The 24,880-nt window shown below is 39.6% G+C and carries 19 protein-coding genes; 11 read left to right on the top strand and 8 right to left on the bottom strand.

Annotated features, from left to right (window positions below):
- Positions 1 to 117: 117 nt before the first annotated feature.
- Entirely contained in the window at positions 118 to 1,740 is a 1,623-nt protein-coding gene (locus tag B554_RS0103100) for a BCCT family transporter (protein ID WP_019456941.1), read from the bottom strand.
- Between the two features lie 264 nt (positions 1,741 to 2,004).
- On the opposite strand from B554_RS0103100, the gene betI reads away from it, so the two are divergent.
- From betI to B554_RS0103065, 7 genes are all read left to right on the top strand, one after another.
- Positions 2,005 to 2,628 carry a transcriptional regulator BetI gene (gene betI, locus B554_RS0103095; protein ID WP_004703204.1) on the top strand — a complete coding sequence of 208 codons (624 nt, stop codon included), beginning with the start codon at positions 2,005 to 2,007 and terminating at the stop codon, positions 2,626 to 2,628.
- A complete protein-coding gene (gene betB, locus B554_RS0103090; protein ID WP_019456940.1) occupies positions 2,621 to 4,093 on the top strand; it encodes a betaine-aldehyde dehydrogenase in 1,473 nt (490 codons plus the stop codon). Before betI ends, betB begins: the two co-directional genes overlap by 8 nt.
- Positions 4,094 to 4,186: 93 nt before the next feature.
- Entirely contained in the window at positions 4,187 to 5,845 is a 1,659-nt protein-coding gene (gene betA / locus B554_RS0103085; protein WP_019456939.1) for a choline dehydrogenase, read from the top strand.
- Between the two features lie 510 nt (positions 5,846 to 6,355).
- On the top strand, positions 6,356 to 7,996 hold the full coding sequence (gene mqo, locus B554_RS0103080) for a malate dehydrogenase (quinone) (protein WP_019456938.1): 1,641 nt from the start codon (positions 6,356 to 6,358) through the stop codon (positions 7,994 to 7,996).
- 89 nt (positions 7,997 to 8,085) lie between these two features.
- Complete coding sequence (locus B554_RS0103075) at positions 8,086 to 8,556, top strand: hypothetical protein (protein ID WP_019456937.1); 471 nt, start codon at positions 8,086 to 8,088, stop codon at positions 8,554 to 8,556.
- A gap of 216 nt (positions 8,557 to 8,772) precedes the next feature.
- Positions 8,773 to 9,651, top strand: a complete 879-nt coding sequence (locus B554_RS0103070) for a homocysteine S-methyltransferase family protein (RefSeq protein WP_004703215.1) — start codon at positions 8,773 to 8,775, stop codon at positions 9,649 to 9,651.
- A gap of 5 nt (positions 9,652 to 9,656) precedes the next feature.
- On the top strand, positions 9,657 to 10,991 hold the full coding sequence (locus tag B554_RS0103065) for a basic amino acid/polyamine antiporter (protein ID WP_019456936.1): 1,335 nt from the start codon (positions 9,657 to 9,659) through the stop codon (positions 10,989 to 10,991).
- 49 nt (positions 10,992 to 11,040) lie between these two features.
- Here the strand turns inward: B554_RS0103065 and B554_RS0103060 are convergent, their stop codons facing one another.
- From B554_RS0103060 to B554_RS0103050, 3 genes are all read right to left on the bottom strand, one after another.
- On the bottom strand, positions 11,041 to 12,954 hold the full coding sequence (locus B554_RS0103060; RefSeq protein WP_019456935.1) for a lipase family alpha/beta hydrolase: 1,914 nt from the start codon (positions 12,952 to 12,954) through the stop codon (positions 11,041 to 11,043).
- Positions 12,955 to 13,101: 147 nt separating this feature from the next.
- A complete protein-coding gene (locus B554_RS0103055; protein ID WP_019456934.1) occupies positions 13,102 to 13,809 on the bottom strand; it encodes a YoaK family protein in 708 nt (235 codons plus the stop codon).
- A gap of 203 nt (positions 13,810 to 14,012) precedes the next feature.
- Positions 14,013 to 14,903, bottom strand: a complete 891-nt coding sequence (locus tag B554_RS0103050; RefSeq protein WP_019456933.1) for a LysR family transcriptional regulator — start codon at positions 14,901 to 14,903, stop codon at positions 14,013 to 14,015.
- Positions 14,904 to 15,097: 194 nt separating this feature from the next.
- On the opposite strand from B554_RS0103050, the gene B554_RS0103045 reads away from it, so the two are divergent.
- From B554_RS0103045 to B554_RS0103035, 3 genes are all read left to right on the top strand, one after another.
- Entirely contained in the window at positions 15,098 to 16,042 is a 945-nt protein-coding gene (locus tag B554_RS0103045) for a dihydrodipicolinate synthase family protein (protein ID WP_019456932.1), read from the top strand.
- A 172-nt stretch (positions 16,043 to 16,214) separates the two neighbouring features.
- Entirely contained in the window at positions 16,215 to 17,600 is a 1,386-nt protein-coding gene (locus tag B554_RS0103040) for an MFS transporter (RefSeq protein ID WP_019456931.1), read from the top strand.
- Between the two features lie 78 nt (positions 17,601 to 17,678).
- Positions 17,679 to 19,025: an OprD family outer membrane porin gene (locus B554_RS0103035; protein WP_019456930.1), complete on the top strand. Its 1,347-nt coding sequence runs from the start codon at positions 17,679 to 17,681 to the stop codon at positions 19,023 to 19,025.
- Positions 19,026 to 19,205: 180 nt separating this feature from the next.
- On the opposite strand, the gene B554_RS0103025 is transcribed toward B554_RS0103035, so the two are convergent.
- Positions 19,206 to 21,011, bottom strand: a complete 1,806-nt coding sequence (locus tag B554_RS0103025; protein WP_019456928.1) for a S8 family peptidase — start codon at positions 21,009 to 21,011, stop codon at positions 19,206 to 19,208.
- A gap of 745 nt (positions 21,012 to 21,756) precedes the next feature.
- Here B554_RS0103025 and B554_RS0103020 point away from each other — a divergent pair.
- Complete coding sequence (locus tag B554_RS0103020) at positions 21,757 to 22,041, top strand: hypothetical protein (protein ID WP_004794079.1); 285 nt, start codon at positions 21,757 to 21,759, stop codon at positions 22,039 to 22,041.
- 133 nt (positions 22,042 to 22,174) lie between these two features.
- Here the strand turns inward: B554_RS0103020 and B554_RS0103015 are convergent, their stop codons facing one another.
- From B554_RS0103015 to B554_RS0103005, 3 genes are all read right to left on the bottom strand, one after another.
- Positions 22,175 to 23,125: a hypothetical protein gene (locus B554_RS0103015; protein ID WP_019456927.1), complete on the bottom strand. Its 951-nt coding sequence runs from the start codon at positions 23,123 to 23,125 to the stop codon at positions 22,175 to 22,177.
- A gap of 227 nt (positions 23,126 to 23,352) precedes the next feature.
- On the bottom strand, positions 23,353 to 23,943 hold the full coding sequence (locus B554_RS0103010) for a hypothetical protein (protein WP_025465065.1): 591 nt from the start codon (positions 23,941 to 23,943) through the stop codon (positions 23,353 to 23,355).
- A 250-nt stretch (positions 23,944 to 24,193) separates the two neighbouring features.
- The gene (locus B554_RS0103005) at positions 24,194 to 24,625 is read right to left on the bottom strand and encodes a hypothetical protein (RefSeq protein ID WP_227501322.1); all 432 of its coding nucleotides are present in this window, start codon (positions 24,623 to 24,625) and stop codon (positions 24,194 to 24,196) included.
- Positions 24,626 to 24,880: the final 255 nt, after the last annotated feature.

The raw sequence follows: 24,880 nt of genomic DNA, 5'->3' as shown, positions 1-24,880 counted from the left end.
ACAATCCTCAAGGAATAGAAGAAAATAAAATATTCAATTTAGTCTTTTCACTATTTAACCATAATGAAAAGACTGCTTTGAACGCAAAAAAATATAAATAAATGTGATGAACCAAGATTATGAAACCTCGGTTACTTTGTTCTGGTCACAATTCGATGGAGTAGAAATGTCTTTTGAAATAGCTAACTGCTTTTTCGCAACATTCGGGTCAAACTCATCTTGCTTTAAGGCTTTGGCTAAACCAAACATATAAAGCAAAATAATTACAGAAAATGGTAAACCACATAACACCACTGCACTTTGCATGGAGTTGAAACTACCGGCTAAGAGTAAACCGATACTGACAATGGTGATGACCACAGACCAAAAGATGCGTAACCAGATCGGTGAATCACTATCACTGGTGCCCCCTTTCGAGGACAAATTGGCGATCATTAGTGTACCAGAGCCAACAGGGGTCAAAAATAAAACGAAACAAATTACAACAACAATCCCCGCAATGTACGGATTAAACGGGAGATATTCGAGTAATTTAAATAATGACAATGCTGGATCACTTAAAACCATATCTCCTAAAACTTTATGTTTTTGATTGAGAATTAAGTAAATCGCAGTGTTTCCAAAAACTGAAATCCAAGCCAGTGTAAAGCCGAGTGGAATCAGACATACACCCAACACCACTTCACGAATGGTTCGACCTTTGGAAATTCGGGCAATAAACATTCCTACAAAAGGTGCCCAAGCAATCCACCATGCCCAATAAAACACAGTCCATGAACCCAACCAACCACTGGCTTTTTGATTGTATAAATACATATCAAAACTTTTACCCATAAAATTGTTGAGATAATCACCGACATTTTGCACAAGGCCATTTAACAAATGGTTAGTTGGCCCTGTTAAAAATACAAATAAAAGTAAAGCATAGAGCAAACGCAAATTAATACGCGATAACCATGCCAAGCCTTTTTCAATGCCGACCACTGTTGTAATGGTCGCAACACTCATCATGACGAGAACAGCTGTAATTAAGGTTGCAGAGCTATGCGGTATTTCAGGAATTAAATAACAAATGCCTGAAACTAATACTAAAGCTCCTATACCTAAATTAGTCACGAGCGAAATGACGGTTGCTAAAATACCAAAGCCATCGACAAAATCACCCACTAAGCCATGAACTCGTTCTCCGAAAATTGGATAGAGCGCCGAGCGTAGCGCGAGTGGTAAATTTTGTCTAAAAGCAAAGTAACCTAATGTCACGCCGAGCAACGCATAAAGCACCCAACCATGAATACCCCAGTGCAAAAAGCTATAGGTCATGGCATTTCGAGCAGCTTGAATAGTACCTGCCTCACCTTCTGGTGGTCTTAGAAAATGGTCAACAGGTTCAGCAACGCCATAATAAAGTAGTGCGATACCAATACCTGCCGAAAACAGCATTGAGGTCCAAGCCAAATAGCCAAACTCAGGTTTGTCGTGGTCTTTTCCTAAAGGAATCTGCCCTACTTTTGAAAAGGCAAGCCACGCCACAAAGCCTAAACACAGCACAATCACCAACATGTAATACCACCCGAAAAAGTGGTTTACTTGCTCTTGTACATAGGTCAGCCAAAACTGACTTTTTTGCGGAAACAGTACAAATAACAGGCCAAAAATACCGATACTGACTGCCGAACTCAAAAATACAAAACGATTTAACCGAATATGGTCTGAAGAATATTTATCACTTTTCAACACCATCTTATTGCTCCTTGCAATCGGTGTATTTTTCTAAAATAACGTGATAAGTACTGGACTTATGCGCATCATCATATCCCTAAGAACTTTCGATTCTATCTCTTCTTCTCCGAAGTCAGATTCAAAAATTCATTGATTTTTACACATCATACTTGTTATTGATTGAACGTTCAATCAATAACAAGTATGATAAAAAAAGTGCTATGATGCTCTGCAAGTTAACATGCTGAATTTAAAGCACCCATAAAAGTGCTGATGTGGAAAATCATGACAAAACGCAGAGTAAAACCAGAGCATGTGCGCCGTGAAGAGATTATGAACGCTGCACTCGACGTAATTTATGAAGTGGGGTTATCCAATACCACCATTGCACAAATTGCAAAAAAAGCCGAGCTGTCGACCGGCATTGTTAGCCACTATTTTGGCGACAAACAAGGGTTAATAAATACTTGTATGCAAGAAATGCTAAATGTTTTGCGTCGGAAAACCGAACAATACAGAGCAGAAGCAGATTCGCATCCGGAAAGCCAAATTAAGGCAATTATTGACTCTAACTTTGACATTAGTCAGGTAAATGAAAAAGCAATGCGGGTCTGGTTAGACTTTTGGTCTGCAAGTATGCATGTACCAGACCTGAGCCGTTTGCAAAAGATTAATGATCAACGCCTGTACTCCAACTTGAAGTTTTATTTCCTCAAGTTAATAGATGAACAACAGGCCAGTGTTGCCGCAAGAGGGTTGGCAGCATTGATTGATGGATTATGGCTACGCGGCAGTTTAAGCCGTCATAACGAATTTGACAGCGAACTGGCCCGTTCTATTGCTTACGATTATGTAAAAACGCAATTGCAATTTGCGAACAAGCCTTTGCAGGAGAGACAAAATGAGTGATGTACAAGCTTATCAACTGTATATCCATGGACGCTACGTTGAAGCAACCAGTGGTAAAACATTTAATAGTATTAACCCTGCCAACGGCGAGACAATCGCGACTCTTCAACAGGCATCTGAACAAGACATTGAAGCTGCTGTAAAAAGTGCCCAACAAGGACAAAAAATCTGGGCTGCCATGACTGCCATGGAGCGTTCACGTATTTTACGTCGTGCTGTCGACATTCTCCGTGAACGTAATGATGAGCTTGCCCGTCTTGAAACACTCGACACAGGTAAAGCCTATAGCGAAACATCTACCGTCGATATTGTGACTGGTGCCGATGTACTCGAATATTACGCAGGACTTGCAACAGCCATTCAGGGTGAACAAGTTCCGCTTCGCGAATCAAGTTTCTTTTATACACGCCGTGAACCTTTAGGCGTGGTTGCCGGTATTGGTGCCTGGAACTATCCAATTCAAATCGCTTTATGGAAATCTGCCCCTGCTCTTGCTGCGGGTAATGCCATGATTTTCAAGCCAAGTGAAACAACCCCACTTACTGCATTTAAACTTGCAGAAATCTATACAGAAGCTGGCTTACCAGACGGTGTATTTAACGTGGTGCAAGGTGCAGGTCGTGAAATTGGTCAATGGCTCACTGAACATCCTGTGATTGAAAAAATCTCATTCACGGGTGGTGTGGAAACCGGCAAAAAAGTCATGGCAAGCGCTGCTGGCTCTACACTGAAAGAAGTGACCATGGAGCTTGGTGGGAAGTCACCACTCATTATTTGTGAAGATGCCGATCTGAACCGTGCCGCAGATATCGCGGTTATGGCGAACTTCTTTAGCTCAGGTCAAGTATGTACCAACGGTACGCGCGTATTTGTTCCAAAATCACGTTTAGCCGACTTTGAAAAAGCGGTTGTAGAGCGTGTAAAACGTATTCGCATAGGTGACCCAATGGCTGAAGACACGAACTTTGGTCCGCTCACTAGCTTCCCTCATATGGAAAAAGTGTTGTCTTTCATTGAGTCAGGCAAACAACAAGGCGCTAAGGTGTTAATTGGTGGCGGCCGTGCGACCGAAGGCGAGCTTGCCAAAGGCGCTTATGTACTACCGACAGTATTTAGTGACTGCACCGACCAGATGGCCATTGTTCTAGAAGAAATTTTTGGACCTGTCATGAGCATTTTAAGCTATGAAACCGAAGAAGAAGTCATCCGCCGTGCTAACGACACGACCTTTGGTTTAGCTGCTGGCGTTGTTACGCAAGATATTAGCCGCGCTCATCGCATTATTCACCAAATTGAAGCCGGTATTTGCTGGATTAACACGTGGGGCGAATCGCCTGCCGAGATGCCAGTGGGTGGCTACAAACAATCTGGCGTGGGCCGAGAAAATGGCTTGACTACACTTGGGCACTATACCCGTATCAAATCTATTCAAGTTGAACTTGGCGATTATCAAAGTATTTTTTAATGCCTCAATCGCACTAAAACCTTCAACCTAAATCACATATGCCGAGCAGTCTTTATAGATTGCTCAGGCAAACTGTTAGTAAAAAGGATAGTTATGAATATTAAAGAATATGATTACATTATTATTGGCGCAGGATCTGCCGGAAATGTACTTGCTGCGCGTCTGACTGAAGACAAAGATACCACCGTTTTACTCTTAGAAGCGGGCGGACCAGATTATCGCTTAGATTTCCGTACACAAATGCCGGCAGCTTTGGCCTACCCTCTTCAAGGTCGTCGCTATAACTGGGCTTATTTAACCGACCCTGAACCACACATGAATAACCGCCGTATGGAATGTGGTCGTGGTAAAGGTTTAGGTGGCTCATCTTTAATTAACGGCATGTGCTATATCCGCGGTAACGCAATGGATTTAGAACAATGGGCAACTCATAAAGGTCTTGAAAACTGGACTTATGCCGATTGTTTGCCTTACTACAAAAAAGCCGAAACCCGTGACATTGGTGAAAATGACTATCATGGCGGCAATGGCCCTGTATCCGTTGCTACACCTAAAAATGGCAACAATGTGCTGTTCCATGCCATGGTTGAAGCAGGTGTACAAGCAGGTTACCCACGTACTGATGACTTAAATGGTTACCAGCAAGAAGGCTTTGGTCCAATGGACCGCACGGTTACCCCAAAAGGCCGTCGCTCAAGTACTGCACGTGGTTATTTAGATATGGCAAAAGGTCGTCCAAACCTGACTATTTTGACCCACGCCACAACCAATAAAATCTTGTTTAATCAAAAACAAGCGATTGGTGTTGAATACATTATTGGTGCTGATCAAAACAACTTGCAACGTGCCTTGGTTAAACGCGAAGTCTTACTATGTGCAGGTGCAATTGCATCACCACAAATTTTACAGCGCTCAGGCGTAGGTCAAAGTACCTTCTTAAAATCAATGGACATTGATGTGGTTCATGATTTGCCGGGTGTAGGTGAAAACCTGCAAGACCATTTGGAAATGTACTTACAGTATAAATGTAAGCAACCTGTTTCTTTATACCCTGCTTTAAAATGGTATAACCAACCTGCCATTGGTGCCGAGTGGTTATTTAACGGTACAGGTATTGGCGCAAGTAACCAGTTTGAAGCGGGTGGATTTATCCGTAGTTCCGATGAGTTCAAGTGGCCAAACATTCAGTACCATTTCTTGCCAGTTGCGATTAACTACAACGGTAGTAATGCCGTAAAAGAACATGGTTTCCAAGCACACGTAGGCTCAATGCGTTCGCCTTCACGTGGTCGTATCAAACTTAAATCGAAAGATCCGTTTGAACATCCAAGTATTTTGTTTAACTACATGTCGACTGAACAAGACTGGCGTGAGTTCCGCGATGCAATTCGTATTACACGTGAAATCATGCAGCAACCTGCGCTTGATCCATATCGTGGTGAAGAAATTAGTCCGGGTAAACATTTGCAAAGTGATGCAGAGCTTGACGACTTTGTTCGTAACCATGCAGAAACGGCTTACCACCCGTCTTGTAGCTGTAAGATGGGCGAAGACGAGATGGCTGTTGTAGATGGTCAAGGCCGCGTACACGGTATGAATGGTTTACGTGTAGTTGATGCCTCAATTATGCCGCTCATTATTACTGGTAACTTAAACGCCACCACCATTATGATTGCCGAGAAAATTGCAGACCAAATTCGTGGACGTGAAGCATTACCACGTTCAACTGCACCGTTCTATGTCGCGTCATAAAACCGTTAAGGGCATATTTCTTATACAGAAATATGCCCTTAATTTAATAGGTACTGCATAAACATTAATAAGAACTATGTATGACAAAAAATAAGCGGCTATAAGCTAAACATTTACACAAATATGGCATGAAATAAAAATTAATCTATTTTTATATGCAAATTACCATCAAATGATTTAATTTTAACCACAATTATCTAAATTAATAATTTTCAAATGCTTATATAAAAATATCAGCAAAAAATAATCTTATAAAAGCTTAATTTGATTAAATATAAATCATATTTATGATTTTGATAGAACCCATTTATTATAAAAATTGTCTTGTCAATGCAAAATTAGTCTAAAATATAGAGTGTTTGCGATAATCCCAAGTAATTTTTCTTTTTTTAAAGTTCTCTGTTTTGGAGAATTTTACTTTCGCATTTATATCCGTTTTGTCTGGATACGCTGTCTAGGTTTCCTCACACCTTAAGTGACTCAAATAACTTATTTTAAGGTTCCCCTTGCATGAAAAAGTTTTTGAAATACCTTCTGGTATTAATCATTATTATTTTAATTGCAGGTATTGTTTTCTTGTTTAGACCGATTGCGTCAAAACAAGTGCAAACTGCAAAAGATGAGCCAGTTGTTGATGCCGTTCTTGTTGGCGGCGGCATCATGAGTGCCACTCTCGGTACTTACTTCACTGAGCTTGAACCAAATTGGCAAATTCGTATGTATGAGCGTCTTGATCAAGTTGCTCAAGAAAGTTCAAACGGCTTTAACAATGCCGGAACAGGCCACTCTGGCTTTATGGAAATGAACTATACCGAAGAGAAAAACGGTAAGATGGAAATTGCCAAAGCTGAAAAAGTTGCTTCTCAGTTTGAAGTAGCAAAACAGTTCTGGTCATATCAGGTAAAACAAGGCGTTTTAGCTGAACCAAAATCATTCATTAACCCTGTTCCGCACATTGCTTTCGTTTGGGGCGATAACGTTCAGTTCTTAGAAAAACGTTATGCTGCCATGATTCAAAGCCCGTTGTTCAAAGGTATGAAATTTACTGAAGATCCAGCTGTAATTAAGCAATGGGCACCTTTAGTGATGAACGATCGTGACCCAACTCAAAAAGTTGCAGCGACGCGTATGGAAGTTGGTTCAGACGTTAACTACGGTTCAATCACGAATCAGTTAGTAAAACACTTAAGCCAAAACCCAAATTTCAAATTACAGACTTCAACTGAAGTTTCTGGCATCAGCCAAAATGATGACAAAACTTGGACTGTAACTTTCAAAGATTTGAAAACTGGTAAAACAGATCACGTTAAAACACGTTTTGTATTTATCGGTGCAGGTGGTGCAGCGGTTAAATTATTGCAACTTACTGGTTTACCAGAAGCGAAACAATATGCTGGCTTCCCTGTAGGCGGTGAGTTCTTAATTACTGATAACCCAGCAATTACTGCTCAACATACCGCAAAAGTATATGGTCGTGCTGAACTTGGTGCGCCTCCAATGTCTGTACCACATATTGATACACGTTATATCGACGGTAAAAAATATGTATTGTTTGGACCATTTGCAACGTATTCAAACAAGTTCCTGAAAAATGGTTCACAGCTTGATTTGCTTGCATCAACCAACAAAAACAACATTTTACCAATGACGACTGTTGGATTGGAAAACCTTGATCTTGTTAAATACTTGGTGAGCCAAGTGATGATGTCAGACCAAGATCGTCTAAATGAACTTCGTAAATACTACCCAGATGCGAAAGCTGAAGACTGGCGTTTAAGCCAAGGTGGTCAACGTGTTCAGATCATCAAGAAAGAACCGGGTAAACCTGCAACACTTCAATTCGGTACAGAAATCTTTGCTTCTAAAGATGGCGCTGTAACTGCGTTGTTAGGTGCGTCTCCGGGTGCTTCGACTTCTCCATACATCATGCTTAACTTGCTTGAAAAAGCTTTCCCTCAGCAAACTGAAGGTAAGTGGAACCAGAAGCTTCATGAAATCGTGGTTTCTTATAAACAAGACTTGAGCAAAGACCCTGTGTTACTCGACAAAGTTCGTCAGTACACAAGTTCTACGCTTGGCTTGAACTATACATCTCCATTCAAAGCTGCAAACGATGAATCTGCTGCTGCCCCTGTTGCAAAAGCAAACTAAGTTTGACGATGTATAAGTAAAATATCAAAAGGATGAATTTCGATTCGTCCTTTTGTTTTTTAAGACCTTAGTTGAGATATAGATTCGCTATGACGCCTTTAAACGCATCACCTCGCCTCTTATCATTTTGTTTTAAGCTCGTACTTGTTTTGCTACTGGCTTATCTTTTGTTAAGCGGGTTTTATATATGGATGATTGGTGGTACAGCAATTTATGTCAGCTCAGCCGTATTATTTATTATCACTGCCTATGCATTTAAGCTCGGCAAGTACCAGAAAATCTGTTCAGTTTTAAATGTGCTGCTAATTGCAGCCGCGTTATATTTCAGTAGTACTCATTTATTTTTTTCACCTCTCCAGTTCTTTATATTTTTACCTGCACTATTTTTTGTTCTACTGGCTTTTTCCCGCCTAAATAAACTTCGTAATGTATTTAAGGTTTTAATAGTGATCAGTTTATTGGTGTGGTCAGGTATACATTTTTCACAGCTTAAACAACTTCAAGCCTATTATAAAACACAGCATACAGGTGAAAGCTGGCAACAATATGGCGCTTTGTAAGATCGTTTTCATTCTATGTTTCCAAACCAATACACGCTCATTTTCACGTGAAGTTCATCAGTAAAACTGAACAGCATTTACAGAATTCCTTTTAAGAAAAAATTTTCATAACCATCTCATTTTTTTTGAAATATATCGAGCATATTAGTGATTGAATAGAATTCACCTACGCGTTAGATTACCTGAATTATTTTTCTCCCTTTATGTTGTAATTCTATGAAAATTTTAGATGGCGGTTTAGGCCGTGAATTGGCCCGTCGTGGCGCTCCATTTCGTCAACCAGAGTGGTCTGCGCTTGCACTTATTGAAGCACCTGAAACAGTAAAAGAAGTTCACCTAGACTTTATTAATGCTGGTGCAGAAGTCATTACGACTAATAACTACGCTGTTGTGCCATTTCACATTGGGCAAGAACGCTTTGAAACTGACGGCGTGCGTTTAATTAAAGTTGCCATCGAACAAGCGAAAAATGCAGTTAAAGAAAGCGGCAAAAATGTCAAAATTGCAGGCTGCTTACCACCGTTATTTGGTTCTTACCGCGCCGACTTGTTCCAACCAGAACAGGCTAAAAACCTAGCTGAGCCTATCATTAACACATTGGCACCAGAAGTAGACTTTTGGCTCGCTGAAACTCAGTCTTGCTTAAAAGAAGTTGAAACAGTACACGCGTTATTACCACAAGATGGTAAGGACTATTGGGTGTCATTTACGCTGCAAGATGAAATTAAACAAGAGCAAGCGTTACTTCGTTCAGGCGAAAACATGCAACAAGTGGCTGATTTCATCAAACAATCCAATGCCAAAGCAGTGTTGTTTAACTGCTGCCAACCTGAAGTGATCTTGCAGGCGATTAATGAAATTAAAGGACTCATTCCAGAGTCTGTACAAATTGGCGCCTATGCCAACGCTTTCCCACCGCAAGATGACAGCGCTACAGCCAATGATGGCTTAGATGAAATTCGTAAAGACTTAGATGCTCCAGCTTATCTTGGTTTTGCTAAACAGTGGCAACAAGCAGGTGCAAGTCTGGTTGGCGGTTGCTGTGGTATTGGACCAGAACACATTGCTGAACTTTCTCAATTTTTTAAAGAATAAATACCATGTCTGCTGCCAAAATCGGATTGTTGTCTCTTACAGCGCTGGTATTTAGCTCTATGGTGGGGTCTGGTGTATTTAGCCTTCCCCAAAATATGGCTCAAGTTGCCAACGGATCTGCCCTTCTTGTTGCATGGCTCATTACTGGGGTCGGCATTATTTTCTTAGCCCTGTCATTGTTGCATTTAACCCGTCAACGACCAGATCTAGACGGCGGTATTTATAACTATGCACGGGAAGGATTTGGAGATCTCATCGGTTTTTGCTCGGCGTGGGGTTATTGGTTATGTACCACCATTGGTATTGTCGGCTATGTGGTCATTGCCTTTTCAGGCGTTGGCATGTTTACCGACAGCAAAGACCATATTATTTTTGGTGAAGGTAACACGCTCTACTCTCTGATTGGCTCAAGCATTTTTGTATGGCTGGTGCATTGGTTAGTGAGCCGAGGCATTAAAGAAGCCGCTGTTGTAAATTTGCTGGCTACCATTGCCAAAATTATTCCAATGGTGGTTTTCATCTTCTTTACTTTCATTGCCTTTAAGTTTGATTTATTCAAACTCAACTTAAATGACTTCTCTTTAAAAGTTCCTCTTTGGCAGCAAGTCAAAGACCTGATGCTGATTACCCTTTGGGTATTTACGGGTATTGAAGGTGCTGTGGTTTTATCATCGCGTGCAAAGAACCGTAATGACATTGGTAAAGCGACCATTTTAGGTGTGTTACTGGCGTTAAGTTTTTACGTCATGGTGACAGTACTGGCTTATGGTGTGGCAAGTCGTGAAGCCCTTGCAGGCATGCATAACCCATCAATGGCGACCATTTTGCAGCAATTGATCGGCTTACCGGGTACCATCATTATTACCATCGGCCTGATTATTTCAGTTTCATCTTCTTATTTAAGCTGGACGTTATTTGCGACCGAAATTCCATTTTTAGCCGCAAAAAATGGTGCATTCCCTAAATTATTTTTAAAGAATAATCAGAACAATGTACCGATTTCATCACTTTGGCTCACTACTATTGTGGTACAAGGCTCCCTGATTGCCGTGTATTTTTTCAATAAAAACTACACTCAGCTTTTATTGATTTCATCGGTGATGATTTTGCTGCCTTATTTCCTGGTGTCGGCTTTTTATCTTAAAGAATCGATTCGCCATAAACGCACGCCGCATATTGCGATTGCAAGTGTCGCTTCAATCTATGCACTTTGGTTGCTCTATGCAGCAGGCTTAGACTTGCTGCTGTTGTCTGGCGTATTGTATTTGGTTGGCTTGGTTATTTTTTCAATCAGCTACTTTGAGCATAAAAAATCGCTCAAACAAAATCAGCTTAATTAATCATTTCAACCACTGTTGAGCCCGTCAGCAGTGGTTTTCTAAAAAAATTCTATTTTGAAAGCTGCGACTGCTTTAAATGTAACCTTAAAATACGACGTAATTCTAAAATTGCCTCAGGGCTAGTTTGAATTGAATGTCCACCTTTAATAATCAGCTCGGACTGCTCCCCACCTAAATGTGAACTTTGATACGGCACAATCCCATCACTCATTTTTGACTTATCTGTGGTGCCATTTATATTGCCCATAATCGAGTGATAGACCACGTTGGACGATGGCTGAATGGCTTGCGTAAGTTGCATAAAGCTAGAAGAGCGACTTAAATTACTCGCTCCATTTTCAATTAAACCTTTTTTGAGTTTTGTGTTTTTCTCATCTCGCATTTCAACCGCAATAAAAAAGTCAGCAGGCAAACGGATAACACGGCGGGCAATTTGAGTAAACCATCGATCAGCGTAGTCAGTACCATGATGCGGCGCCGAAACAAAAACTACCCGCTTAAAATAAGGCAAAGTCTTGAACTGAAAACGCTCTCGAATAACAGGATTTTCCTTTAACCGATTTAGCTGTGCTTCATTCATTTTTTGCATGGCTTGCTCTGAAACATCAGCATCGCTTACCAATAGGCGGCTAATCACTCCGCCCATACTATGCCCAACCAACACTGCATCATGTGCAGCATAGCTGTCTTTGGCAACATTTTGAAAAGCCTGATTCAGCAATGAATAAATCTGAAAACGACTTTCAAAAATCGGCATATTGGTTGAATAAAACACCTGCCAAACTTGGTAGTTTTGTCTTAATTCGGCATCTCCCATAATGTCATTGGTTAGGCTCACCCAAGCCTCTGGACTACTTGCTAAGCCATGAATAAACACAATGATTTTTTTATTCGGGTTAAAAGGCTCCAGCATATATAAATGCGGCATAATCAAATTGGTTTCTTTATTAATTAAAGACCAATAACCCGCTGCCCCTAAATTATATTTCGACAGCCACAGCCCATAAGGCGCCGAATAGTTTGCAGTAAGTGGATAATCCACACCTTCAACTTTTACACGGTCCTGCCGATAAGGGTCGAACATGGAAATTTCTAAATCTGCTCCAGCAATGACTTGATCGGCTGTGGCCTTTTGTTTTGGGTAGGCAATAGCAGTTACTGGAAAGAAGCGTGGTAAATGTATATTCGGATTGCTCTGGTGAGCGTAAAAAGCGTCGGGGTCTAAAATGAAACCATGATTTACATCATGCTCCTTACGCCCCACGATAAATTCGGCGCCTAAACCATCCTTACGGTTGACGGTATTAAACCCTGAAAAGTTCATGTTATAGCTAGAGCGAAAAGTATCGACTTCAATTTTTTGTACATCTGCGGCATGATCAAAGTTGACTTGGTACTCATGCCCATCTGCTTTTAGTAAAGGTGGAAAATGAAGCGTATTTAAATGATTAAAATACGTGGTCATAAGCTTTGACAAAGCCACGTTATAAAAAATACGCACCTGATTTTGGCGATGGTCAAACACTCGATCGAACGGTGACTCTTCAGAGTCAAACAAATAGACATAGCTATAACGCAAGCTTTTATCAAACAGTGTTAACTCTTGCTCGACACAGCTATTATTTTTAGTGCCAACATTACACTGACTGCTACGCCCAACATCTAAAGCTTTTGCCAAGTAAATTTCACTGAGCGCAGCATAACGCTCTTCTCGGCTACTATTTTCAGACAGCCCCTGAATTTTCTTTAAACAATCATCAAAATTTTGCAGACAAGACTTTTCATTTTCTTTGACCAAATACAGTAAGTTTTGGGTTTGATGACTTAAAGTATTGTCAGTCAAAATACTTTCATTTTTACTTTTTAAAGCGCTACTTAAGTTACTTTCTTTTAAATGAATGACCTGACAACCGCTGAGCAGTCCCATTATTGCAAGCACTAAATAATGGCCAGACTTTGTCATTGTGCATTCCTTTATCGAATGTATTTCCCCATTCGTCATTATGCCTGTAAAGCTGTGAACGAACAATTTCAGCTCAACTTCAATGGTGCGTTATTGAAAAAATAAAAGCCTGAATTTTTTAAATTCAGGCTCTTTCAACAGCTCTGTTTAAGCTTGTTTAAACTTCTGCTGTGAAGCCAAATAAGAAAAATAAAGGATAGGTAAAATAAACGGCGCTACACTCCAAAAGTCAAAATAGACATAAAGCACAGCCCCCATAAAAGCACCAATCACAAAGCCAATGACAATACTGGCACTTTTAAGCAGACTGGCTCGATTGGCCTCATTATTGTTTTTTAGCAAGTTGGCAATATCAATCCCAAGCTGGGTAGTGTTGCCTGTCATCATGGTACTTGGGCTAATATTTTTAATGAGGGTTTTACTTGAAGTATTACGAATAGCTAAAGCAATTAAACCGAGTCCACCTGTGATAGCAACGGTAATCGCATCGGCATTTTTAAATGGCTCAAAGTAAAGCCCAGCAACCATAAAGGCACATAGAAAAATAGCTTCAAACAAAAATAAATAAGACAGCGTTTTGTGTTTGGCCTGACTACGGTCAATTAACAGTTTGGTGATCACCACCGTCAAAATAAACAATGGAATAGCAGCAAGTTTAATCCAGACACCTGTGCCGCCCTTCACCAAGGCTGCTCCTGCAAGTACCAAGTTACCCGTGACATGCGCGATAAAAAAACCAAATAACGCAATAAAACCAATGGTATCAATTGCTCCACCCACCATAGTCAGTAAAACAGGATCTCGACATAGTGCCCATGTACTTTGTGTCTCTTGTTGAATTGAGGTCTCTGGCATAAACAGCATCCTGTTATTTTAAAGTCATTAAATTCACTACAAAGATGTTTTAAATATTTAAAAACAAATCAAAGCTAAAGCATTTATAAAAACAAAAAAGCATGTAAAAACATAGACTGTTTAATGTCGCAACACTGTCTTCAAAATAGCAACAATTATGATGCGTACCATGCAACAGTATCAGTCATAAAGTTACGGTTTGATTAAAGCAAATCAGCCAAATTCCTAATTTCTTCCATCACTGCCTTACACGCAGGCGTTAAATAGCCGTGCTTAGAAATAGACAAAGAAATATAGCGCTTGAGTGCTGGGTTAATAATTTTTGCGGCTTGAATTGAGGTGTATTGGCTGGCCTTTTTTAAAGCTTGCGGCCCCAGCATGGTATACATGCGAGATTCGGAAACCAAATGGGTTTGTAAACTAATCGAGTCGGCTTCAAAAACAATATTCAGCTCTACCCCATTTTCATAAGCCATGTGGTCTAAAAAATTGCGCCAGTTACTTGGCCTGCAAAACGTGACCAGTGGTAACTGACTTACTTCTTTAAAGTCGACTTCATTGGCCTGAGTTAACTCATCACCTTCGCAGCCGACTAAATAAGTATCGGCTTCGGTAAGGTAAACATCGCCTTGTTTAGGTGTCGGGTTAAAGCGATAAAGTATGGCTAAATCGACGCTGCCATCTTCAAGCCATTTTTCCAAATGCACCCCTTGCCCTTCACGCACCGACAGTTTAATTAAGGGATATTTTTGTTGAAGCACTTTATAGAGCGTCGATAACAACGGATGTGCAGTAGACGGCAAACTGGCAATGCGCACCGTACCAATCGGTGTATCGGTCGAGTGCAAAATTTCATTATTGAGTTGATCGGTTACGTTTAGCCATGAACGAATTTTAGGAAGTAAATGCTGACCTAAATCGGTGAGTTCGACGCCACGTCCAGTTCGGTTAAACAATCGACCACCACATTGCGCTTCAAGCTCGTTCATTTGCCGACTGATTTGCGGTTGGTTGGTGTTATGCAGCATCGCGACTTTGCTTAAGCTACCGAGTTCTACCGCGTCTAAAAATATTTTCCATAATTCATAATTCATAATTCATCGATTCTTCCTAAATCGTAAATAGGCAATATTTTGAGCTATACATTTTCAGTATAACTGAAATTCAAGAATTGGTAATTCCTACATAGCTCACCTATTTCTATACTCCAATCATGTTCTCTACAACACGATTTAAGTCAGATTAAGAACCAGAGAATATTTAATTACACTGTATAGGAAGTACGATTATGAGTTTAGATTTACGTGGATTAACCCCAGCACCTGTGACTCCTTTTACCCGTGACGGACAAGTAGACCATAATGCAATTCAACGTTTAGGTTCATGGTTAGGCAGTATTGATGGTGTGAAAGGCTTGGTTGTTCTTGGGCATGCAGGTGAAGGAACATTCTTGTCACAAAAAGAACAAATGCAGGTCATCGAAAGCTTTGTTAAATCGGTAGATGACAAAATTCCGATAATCGCAGGGATTACGCTCGAAGGTACTTCGGTTGCAGCAGAAGAAGCAAAACGTGCAGTCAGCGCAGGTGCTTCGGCAGGTTTGATTTATCCTTCACACGGCTGGTTGCGTTTTGGCTATCAAAAAGGCGCACCGCAAGACCGCTATAAAGCGATTTATGAAGAAAGTGGTTTGCCATCTATTTTATTCCAATATCCAGATGCAACGAAGGCCACTTACGACCTAGAAACTCTACTGGATATTTCTGCACAGCCAGGCGTGTTTGCCATGAAAAATGGTGTGCGTAACATGCGCCGCTGGGATGTCGAAATTCCGATTATTCGCCGTGAACGCCCAGACTTACAGGTGTTGACCTGCCACGATGAATATTTGCTTCACACCATGTTTGATGTAGACGGCGCTTTGGTTGGCTATGGCAACATTGCCCCTGAACTGTTAATTGAAATGATTAAAGCAGGTAAAGCTAAAGATTACGCCAAAGCTCGTGCGATTCACGACCAATTATTACCAGTGACTCGCAATGTCTATCACCGCGGTTCACACATGGAAGGCACTGTCGCGCTTAAACATGCATTGGTTGCTCGCGGAATTTTGGACCATGCCACTGTGCGTTCGCCTCTGCTTCCACTGGCAGATGGTGCTGAGCAAGAAATTCATGATGCGATGCGTCAAGCTGGAATTGGCAAGGTCGATTTAACCCAAGCCGTTGCTTAAATTCTATTCGGGCTAGCATGTACGCTAGCCTTTTTTTCCTGTACGCTGCCTGAGGCCAAATATCGGGCATGTCTCTTAAAAACAATAATAAAAAGCATGCAAACTGTGGTGAACAGGTAGTGCGAAATAGAACAAAAAAACTACGAGGAATGTAGTAATAAGGAGATAGAAGATGACAAATCTAGCGGATGTAGAACAAATTAGTCATCATCAAAAAAATGCGGAAATTATTGCACGACTTGAACGGCTACCCGTCACTGGTCGATTGCAATTTATGCGTATTACCATCGGTATCGCGACCTTTTTTGACGCGTATACTGTTCTAGCAATTGCCTTTGCTTTACCCCAACTCATTACCGAATGGCACCTGACGCCTGCCTATGTCGGTGCGATCATTGCCGCGGGCTATGTCGGGCAACTTGTTGGTGCGATCTTTTTTGGTTCTCTTGCCGAAAAAGTTGGTCGTTTAAAAGTGCTGTCTTTTACCATTTTACTGTTTGTAGCAATGGACATTTCTTGTCTGTTTGCTTGGAGCGGAATGTCGCTATTAATTTTCCGTTTCTTACAAGGTGTTGGAACAGGTGGCGAAGTGCCTGTTGCGAGTGCCTATATTAATGAGTTTATTGGTGCAGAAAAGCGCGGTAAGTTTTTCTTGCTCTATGAAGTTTTATTCCCACTCGGTCTTATGTTTGCAGGCATGGCGGCATTTTTCCTCATGCCAATTTACGGCTGGAAAGTCATGTTTATTGTGGGCCTAATTCCATCTTTACTGGTGATTCCTTTACGGTTTTTCTTGCCTGAGTCACCACGCTGGCTTGCTTCAAAAGGCCGTTTTAAAGAAGCGGATCAAGTCGTCAAAAGCTTTGAAGATGGTGCCATCAAAAGCGGTAAAACTTTGGCTGAACCTGTGGTTAAAGAAATTAATCCACAAGGCATGGCAAAAACCGACTGGCGTGAGCTGTTCCGTGGCATTTACCGTAAACGTACCTTTACCCTATGGGGCATGTGGTTTTGCGTGTATATGGTGAACAATGCCATGGTGACTTGGCTCCCATCTCTTTACAAACAACACTTTGGCCTGTCGCTGCAAACCAGTTTAGGTTATGGCTGGATTACTTCGGGTGTGGGTGTCATTGCCTCTATTATCTGTGCGTTAATGATTGATAAAGTCGGTCGCCGCCCTTGGTACAGTGCAGCGTTTTTCTTGGCAATCATTCCACTCATGAGCCTCTCGGTTTTAGGCGCAAAATCGGCGATGGAAGTTGTAATTTTCGCAACGATTAGCTATGCCATTTTGCAGACCATTTCATTCTCTTTATACCTCTACGCTGCCGAACTTTACCCTACTCGCCTACGTGCGATGGGTATTGGTTTTAGTACCGCTTGGTTACGTGCAGGCTCTGCAATTGGACCGATTATGGTCGGCCTCGTGGTTGGTGGCTATGGCATTCAATATGTGTTTAGTGTGCTGGCCGTTGTGGCGCTGATTGGTGGCCTAGTGACCTTCTTGTTCGCCATTGAAACCAAAGGCCAAGTGCTCGAAAAACTCTCTCCTTAATTCATCCATTTCATAAAAAGCTTGCCTAACCACAGCGTTAGGCAAAGGGCTTATTCATGCTTAAAAAAGGAATTTAAAATGAATAAATATTTGCTATGGGGCTGTATTGGTTTAGGCAGTGTGAGCAATGCTTATGCAGAGCTTCCTCAAGAATTTGGCAAGTTAGAATTAAAACTCAACACCCGTTACTGGAACGATGAAGGCACTGCCCACCCCACGCTTGCTAATCCTTCGCCTTCGTCGAGTGAATATGAACAAAGCGCTTTAGGGCTTGAGTTAAATTATCAGTCACCGTACATGTGGGACTGGCTAGGTGTAGATGGCTCACTCTATGCGGTCACCAAGTTGTTTGACTCTGGCAAGCCTAGCGCTCAGCTTTTAGAGGTCGAAAATAACGGCAAGCTCGATCAAAACTTTGCAACTTTAGGGCAGCTCTACATCAAAGCAAAACTCGGCGATAAAGGCGAAATTAAATTAGGCCGTCAGTTGCACGATTCGCTTTTACTCAAAAGCACCAATAACCGCGCGGTGCCCGATACCTTTTCGGGTGCGAGTGGTCAGTTTCAACTGAATGATCAGCTAAAGACTTACATGGCTTACTATGACCGCTGGAAACCGCGCAGCATGGACTCTTTTGAAAAACTGGTGACTGAGAATGACGAACGAATTGATTATGTCGGTTTGCTTGGTGCCAAGTATCAATACAAAAACTGGAGCGTGAATGCCGAATATTTAAATAGCAAAGATTATTTAAAAAAGTACGGGGCAATTGCTCAATATAAATTGCCCTTGCATGGCCTTGTGTGGACATTCAATACAGGCGCATTTTTCTCACGTGACGATGGCAAGCTGTTTAAATGTGGTGCCGAGTCCGAGCTGGACTGTGTCAAAGGTCAAGACATTAACAACCGTGGCAATGGTTATTTTGTCGATGTAAATGTAGCCAAGAATAACCTCGAAGGTGGCATTGCCGTTTCAAAGTTTGATGGTTTTTGGATTGAAGATAACTTTGCTGTGCACTCCGCCCGCAACTCGGTTTTAACGCAAGACCACGGCACCAACCCGTTTCCGACTTCTGCGACCATTGGCCCTGACTTTACCAATAACGATGAAACCGCTGTTGCCCTTCGCTTGAAATATAACTGGAAAGACTATGTGAAAGGTTTAAAAACCGAAGCGAAATATATTTATGGCTTTGGCGCGCACCAAAGTAACATCAGCAGTGATATTGAAGGTAAAGAGCGTTACTTTGACTTTATGGTGAGTTATACCTTGCCGTGGGTAAAAAACTTAGATGTGCGTTATTCATTTTTGCATTATGAGTCAAAGTTTGAAAATGCAAACCTAGGTGAAAAAATAAATGGTATGACCCGTAAAGATTGGGACCAGCACCGTGTATTTATTAATTACCGCTATACATTTTAAGAGTTGGCTAACGACTTAGATCATCAATACTCATCTAGATTGATTTATAAAATCCGAAAAATATCGGTTTTTTTTGAAAATTATGTTCTCAATGAAGCGTAAAAGTACCAATCATAACGTTTTAAACACCGTTATGTTGACACTTTTACGCTTTGGTTTGGTTATTTATCATCAAATCATTTAAGTATTTAAATTAGCTTCTAAATAACTTTTTAGAGCCATCGACATGTCTGGCTCTTGTAAAAATTGCTCTCTCAAGTCTTGGACAAGCTGCGGACTCAATTCATTTAAATCTTTGGCTTCACTATATTGCTCATACGCTTTTTGTAGCGCGATATTCTTTGAGCGATAAAGTAATTGGTGTGCTTCAACCTCATACATTTCCTCGCGTCCCGATTGTGGAGGAGCTAAGCCAAACAGTAAACGCCAGAACGGAAAAGAGACTTTATCTGGCCCTATTTTTTCAAATTTTGGATCGGTTACTTTTGCAACAATTTGATTAATATCCATACCGAGCATGGCATTTACATCTAAAGTACCCAAGCCTATTTGTTTTAAATTAAGATTTTTATTTGCGACACTATCAAACAAAGCAAAACGACAAGCTTCTACTTTTTGCCATCCTTCTAGTGCAGCAAGCGCAGCTTTATTTTTTTGGAGCCAAAGAGCGCAAGCGGCAGCAATTTGAGGCGTACTTGCCGATGTACCTCCCCCATCTAAAGCCCAACCCGTAGCACTTCCCAACTTCATCCAAGGGACATTTGGTGTTGAGGCGGCAACTGCTTTTTTCATGACCGCATCAGGCCCCCAAGAGCCTTGCATGACACCAGCATCATTAGTGATATATGGTTTGTTGTCATAGGTCACTCCTGTTGCCGTAATCACACGCCAAAAAGCAGAAGGATAAACCGTAAAATGTGTTGCGATATCTATGACTACAGCATTATAGCTGTCGCCCGATGCAGCGACTAAAACAATACCTTGGTCATATAATTGGTTTGTGACATCGGCCCAACTTGCTGTTGGCAGCCCCCCATGACTTAAAGTGACAACATTACATGGCGGGCAGTATTGACCGTTTGCAGTATTGTAAGTACCCAAAGCATGCTTTAGACCTTGAGCGAGATTAGAGCTATAGATATGTGCAACCGAACCACCTACGCCACCAATACGAATAGGCACAACAGATGCTTCTGGCGCACCACCAATATAACCACTATAAGTTAAAGATGGATTATTCTGAATATTCAAGGTTATTTTATTACCAGCCAATATTGCTAATGTCGCGGTTCCATGGCCTGCATTTAAATGCTTGCCCGGATCTACCGTATCGGCATTATTGTCATAATAGTTCCAGCCTTGTTCTGGTAATAGATTCAATGGTTTTGTTTGATGCTGATCTGAATAGCCTGTGTCAACATGGGCAATCCGTATTCCCTGCCCCAAATAACCTGCTGCCCAAGCTTTATCAAAGTTATCTCTTTTAATATACCAATCTAAGCTACTTAAATTAGACATGGTGGGTGGATAGTGAGTATTTAATGGTTCTACCGGATAATTCTCTGTCGATTTTCCATCTACAGGTAATGATTTTCTTTGAGTATCATCATTTTCTTTAGTACTTATGAAATGTTCTAAATCTGGCTCAATATAGACCTGATCTGACAAATCTCCCGCTAACTTAGCATCTTGATATTGTTGATATATTTGATGAGCTTTATCCCATGGATGAATTGCAATTCTTTGTGTAGGTGAATGCAATAGCCAAGTGCTTTTTTTCGTAAAATCTAATGCACCCTTAAGCATGGTATTGTTTGCTTCATCTGGAAACAGAGGTTCTGTAACCCCTGTTAAACCAGTCAAACCATCGGTAGGTTGCTTTAAATTTTCGGTGAGAATTGAATAACTAAACTGAACATTTTTGATTTCTTCGAAATGCTCATTAGGTACGCGAATTAATAGTTTTCCGTTACTAGAAATAGTCATAGCTATCTCCCCATATTTTAATTATTGTTAAGATTATATTTAGATAATTTTAATAATTTAATTTTAAAAACTATCTTCACTTAATCTTAAATTACAAAACAAAATATAACAATATATAATTTATTAAGTTTTTATAATAATTCAAACCATTTTAATCACTAAAATAAAAACAAATGAATTAAATCAATTATTATTTTTTAATAATTAAAATTTTTATAATATTTTATTTAAATTGAATTGACCGTTTAAAAACTTATGATTATTATTGTCTCGCTGGCCTACATTGCCAGTCGGTTTTAGCAGACCGTAGATCCACGGCGGGTTATAGTTCTTCTATAAGTCGTTAGACCCTTGCGTCCCTTTTCTTTGCGGTAGGACGAGAGGGGGACGCGCTTGCGCGTGCTGGTTCCATGGATCCCAGTCTGCTAACCCCTTTTCGTTCTACCACCCAAATCAATTGACGGTGATTTTTGGTGGTAGGACTCCATACATTTTAAGGAGTTGACCATGACCTTTTTTATATTAATTCCCTATCCTCTCTCGTAATTTTATTTATTTAAAATTTAGGCTTTCTCTCACCTAAAATATTTTAAATTTATAAATAATTTTATTTTAAAATTTTAATCATTTTATTTTCCTGTATTTCAGGCGGGTTAACTATTGCCTTTTTAAATGATTTTAATACTTTAAATATATGCAGCTTATTTTTTATTAATAACTTAGTGAAAATTATCACGAGAATAATATGAAACTTTATAAACCTATTTTGGCTTTAAGCCTTTTAATAGGCGATTACGGTGTTTCTGGTTGCGACATTCACACTCAGCAGGATTTTGAAGAAATTTGCCTGTCTGGTGGGCACACCCAAGCCAGTTGCGACTGTATTTACCAACGGCTTGAACAAGTGTATTCGCATAAGCTTATGCAACGTCTAGAACATGTCAGTTTGCAAAGTCCTGCTCTCCCACAGGACTTTGCTCCTACTTTTTTTAGTGTGATGCGGCGGTGCGATAAAGAAGACATGGGCTAAGCGTTTGGCTTAGCTCCCTTATCTCTGTGTCACAATGGTGGATGACTTTAAATCAGCGCAAAAATTAAAGTTCTGTTGTGGCATGGGGGCCTTGGGGGAAAGCTAACTGATTAATAATGACTGAGATATAGTTTTACTTATCAGTCTTATAAATACGCTCTACAGTAATATATTCATTAGGAATCACAATCTGCTTTTCAATATCTTTCACTTTGTAAGAGACTAAAGTGTTTTTGCCGATTCCTTGAAAAGGAACTTCCATTTCCCTAAAAATAAAAATTTGGTCTTGGCTTAGTTCTTTAGTGGTCAGTTTTGGTAATTCAATTAGATTAGCATAAGGTTTTTTGATGTATAAATTCGCTTTTTCTATTCTTACACCAGTTTTTTGCATTGTGTAATGTAAAAAAATTTTGCCAACATCTCCAATCAAGAACATGAAGATTAGTGGAGTAAGAATAAGAAATAGAGCTGATTGTATAGAGTTTTTAATCCATATTTCTAATTGCTTTAACTTTGTTTCTGCAAAATTTTTTAGATTTTCACTTGCTTTAGGATCATCAATAATGTCTCTTAAATTTTCAAACTTTAAACGATATTCTTTGACTCTCTTCTGATTAACGTAAAAAGCATAATAAAATAAAGAAATTAGACTTACTGTAATACCCATATAGGCATTAATTTTCCAATCTAATAAAAATAAAACACGAATAACATATAGAAGGTAAATAGATACTCCCAATGTGATAATACTAATCTTTGGAAAAGGAAGTTTCTGTCCAATTCTTACATGAGATGGCAAATACTTATCAACCACACTTAAGATGAACCAAGTTACTGGCATTAAAGAGATACCAAAGAAAAATAGCATCATGCAGAACGCAGTATAGACAATAGAAAATGCTGCAAAAATCAGTAAAAAAATAAGTGTATCACCAAAGCTAATTTCTGAAGGGATATAGCTAATTGTTAAAAGGTATGCAACTAAGCACAACACTCCTATTGCAACTATCGCTTTAGTTATTGTCAGCGCAACTTCATGCCACTGCCCCAGATTATTTACACATCTCGTTATCAAGTCATTCATTTGATCTAACCAAATCTTATAAATTATTTAAGAATCGATGATTACCCTTTTCTTAAACCGCTCCCCAGCGGAGTAATCATCTTTTGAAATTTCCCCAAATTTCAGAGTATGTCTTCACATGCTGTTCAATAATGTCCAAAAATTTAGGTATAAAATACCAAGATTACTTGCCACAATATTCTTTAGATATAGAAACCCGCATATGCGGGTTCTTAAATTTAAATACCTTAATAATTTTCAGAACTGCCAGTATCTGACGTTGTATCTTCAGTAGCTAATTCCTCAACCGCTACTTCCTCATTCTGATGTTTACTAGCTGATCTTGTTTCATTTTCTAAAGTTTCTCCCGCTGCCGCATCAGCAGCAGCCACCGCTGATATTTGTTCTGTTGTATTCGCATCAATTGCTATCTCATCACTTGTTTCTACTGGAAACTTAGCCAAATAATCTTTATGGCAATATAACTTTACCAAACTATCAAAGTAGTAATTATCAGGTCCATCAAAGATTACTTGTTTATCTGATTTAACTATAAATCTGGAGAAACCTGCATAAGCACCCCATGAGTTTTTAGCATTTACCTCACCACAATTTTTAATAACATTTCTAAATTTCGCAGAATCACCATCTTTAAGATAATAGCGAACAGCATCCTCAACTTTTTTAAGTTCAGCTTGTTCTTTTAATTTTCTCTCTTGTTCTTGTTTAATTTTAAGTGCCTGTTCTTGAGCCTGCTTTTCTTTTGCAATATCTTCTGCCGATTTACCACAACCAACTAATATCAAGGAAAATAAAAATATTCCTATTATTTTTTTCACAGTTTAACCCCTCTATATTAGAAGCTAGACTATAACGAGATTACAAAACTTTACGCAAGTGAGACCTTATAAAAATATTAAAATTCTACTTCTGCTGTGTTTTTTATCTATTAATTGCTTCTTCTTTTTGACTCATTCAAGCTTAATAAAATGAAAATTTAAATACTTTTTTACCAATTAGATTCAAGTTGGTTATATAGCTGAAATGACATTTAATTTCAGCTATATTAAAGCTAAGCTTTTGAAAATATTATTTTTTATATTTAATACAATTTGGGGTTAGCTTGTTAATTTTGTTGTAGTGAAATTTCAGCATTATCGTATCGCTAGCAGCTTCTTCTAAAACTAGTTGATTATCGGTGATACTTATAATTCTTAATGCTTGCTCGAACTCCCCCTGTTCATTATACAACTCAATTTGATTTTGCTTATTAATTTTAAAGTTCGATTTTTCAATACTATCTACCGTATAAAAACCCGTTTCAAAATCACATTGCACAGGATGTAAAGTAGCTGTATTTCCCGAAAACTCAACTAAGTTGGCAATTCCATTATTAAGCGGATGCATTGCCCATATACCTTGTAAATCTTTGGAAGTGTAGCCAAAGCTATTAGCACTAAACATTGACATGCTGACTAAAAGAAATGAAGTAAGGGATTTTTTTAATAAAGTTAATTTCATATTGATATGACCTGATTTAATCATTTTTGCCTAGGAATTTGAGATATTACAAGATGTTTATATAATCTTTATTTCGTTAGCTTTTTAAAGTACTGCACTATTCTAACTTCTATAGATTTGTTCTAAAAACAATAGTTTTTGATTTTGCTCTTTTTTTACACAAAACCTTTTCCTAGTTTTAGGAGAAGTTAAAAATTATCTTCTTATATTTTTTATAACTTGAATAATTTAAATCTTAAAAAGACCCCCCCCCCG

Origin of the sequence: Acinetobacter sp. GG2 (genome assembly GCF_000292385.1) — a bacterium.
GTDB lineage: Bacteria > Pseudomonadota > Gammaproteobacteria > Pseudomonadales > Moraxellaceae > Acinetobacter > Acinetobacter seifertii.
Note: the sequence above shows the minus strand (reverse complement) of the source record. Positions and strands in the feature narration are given on the sequence as shown.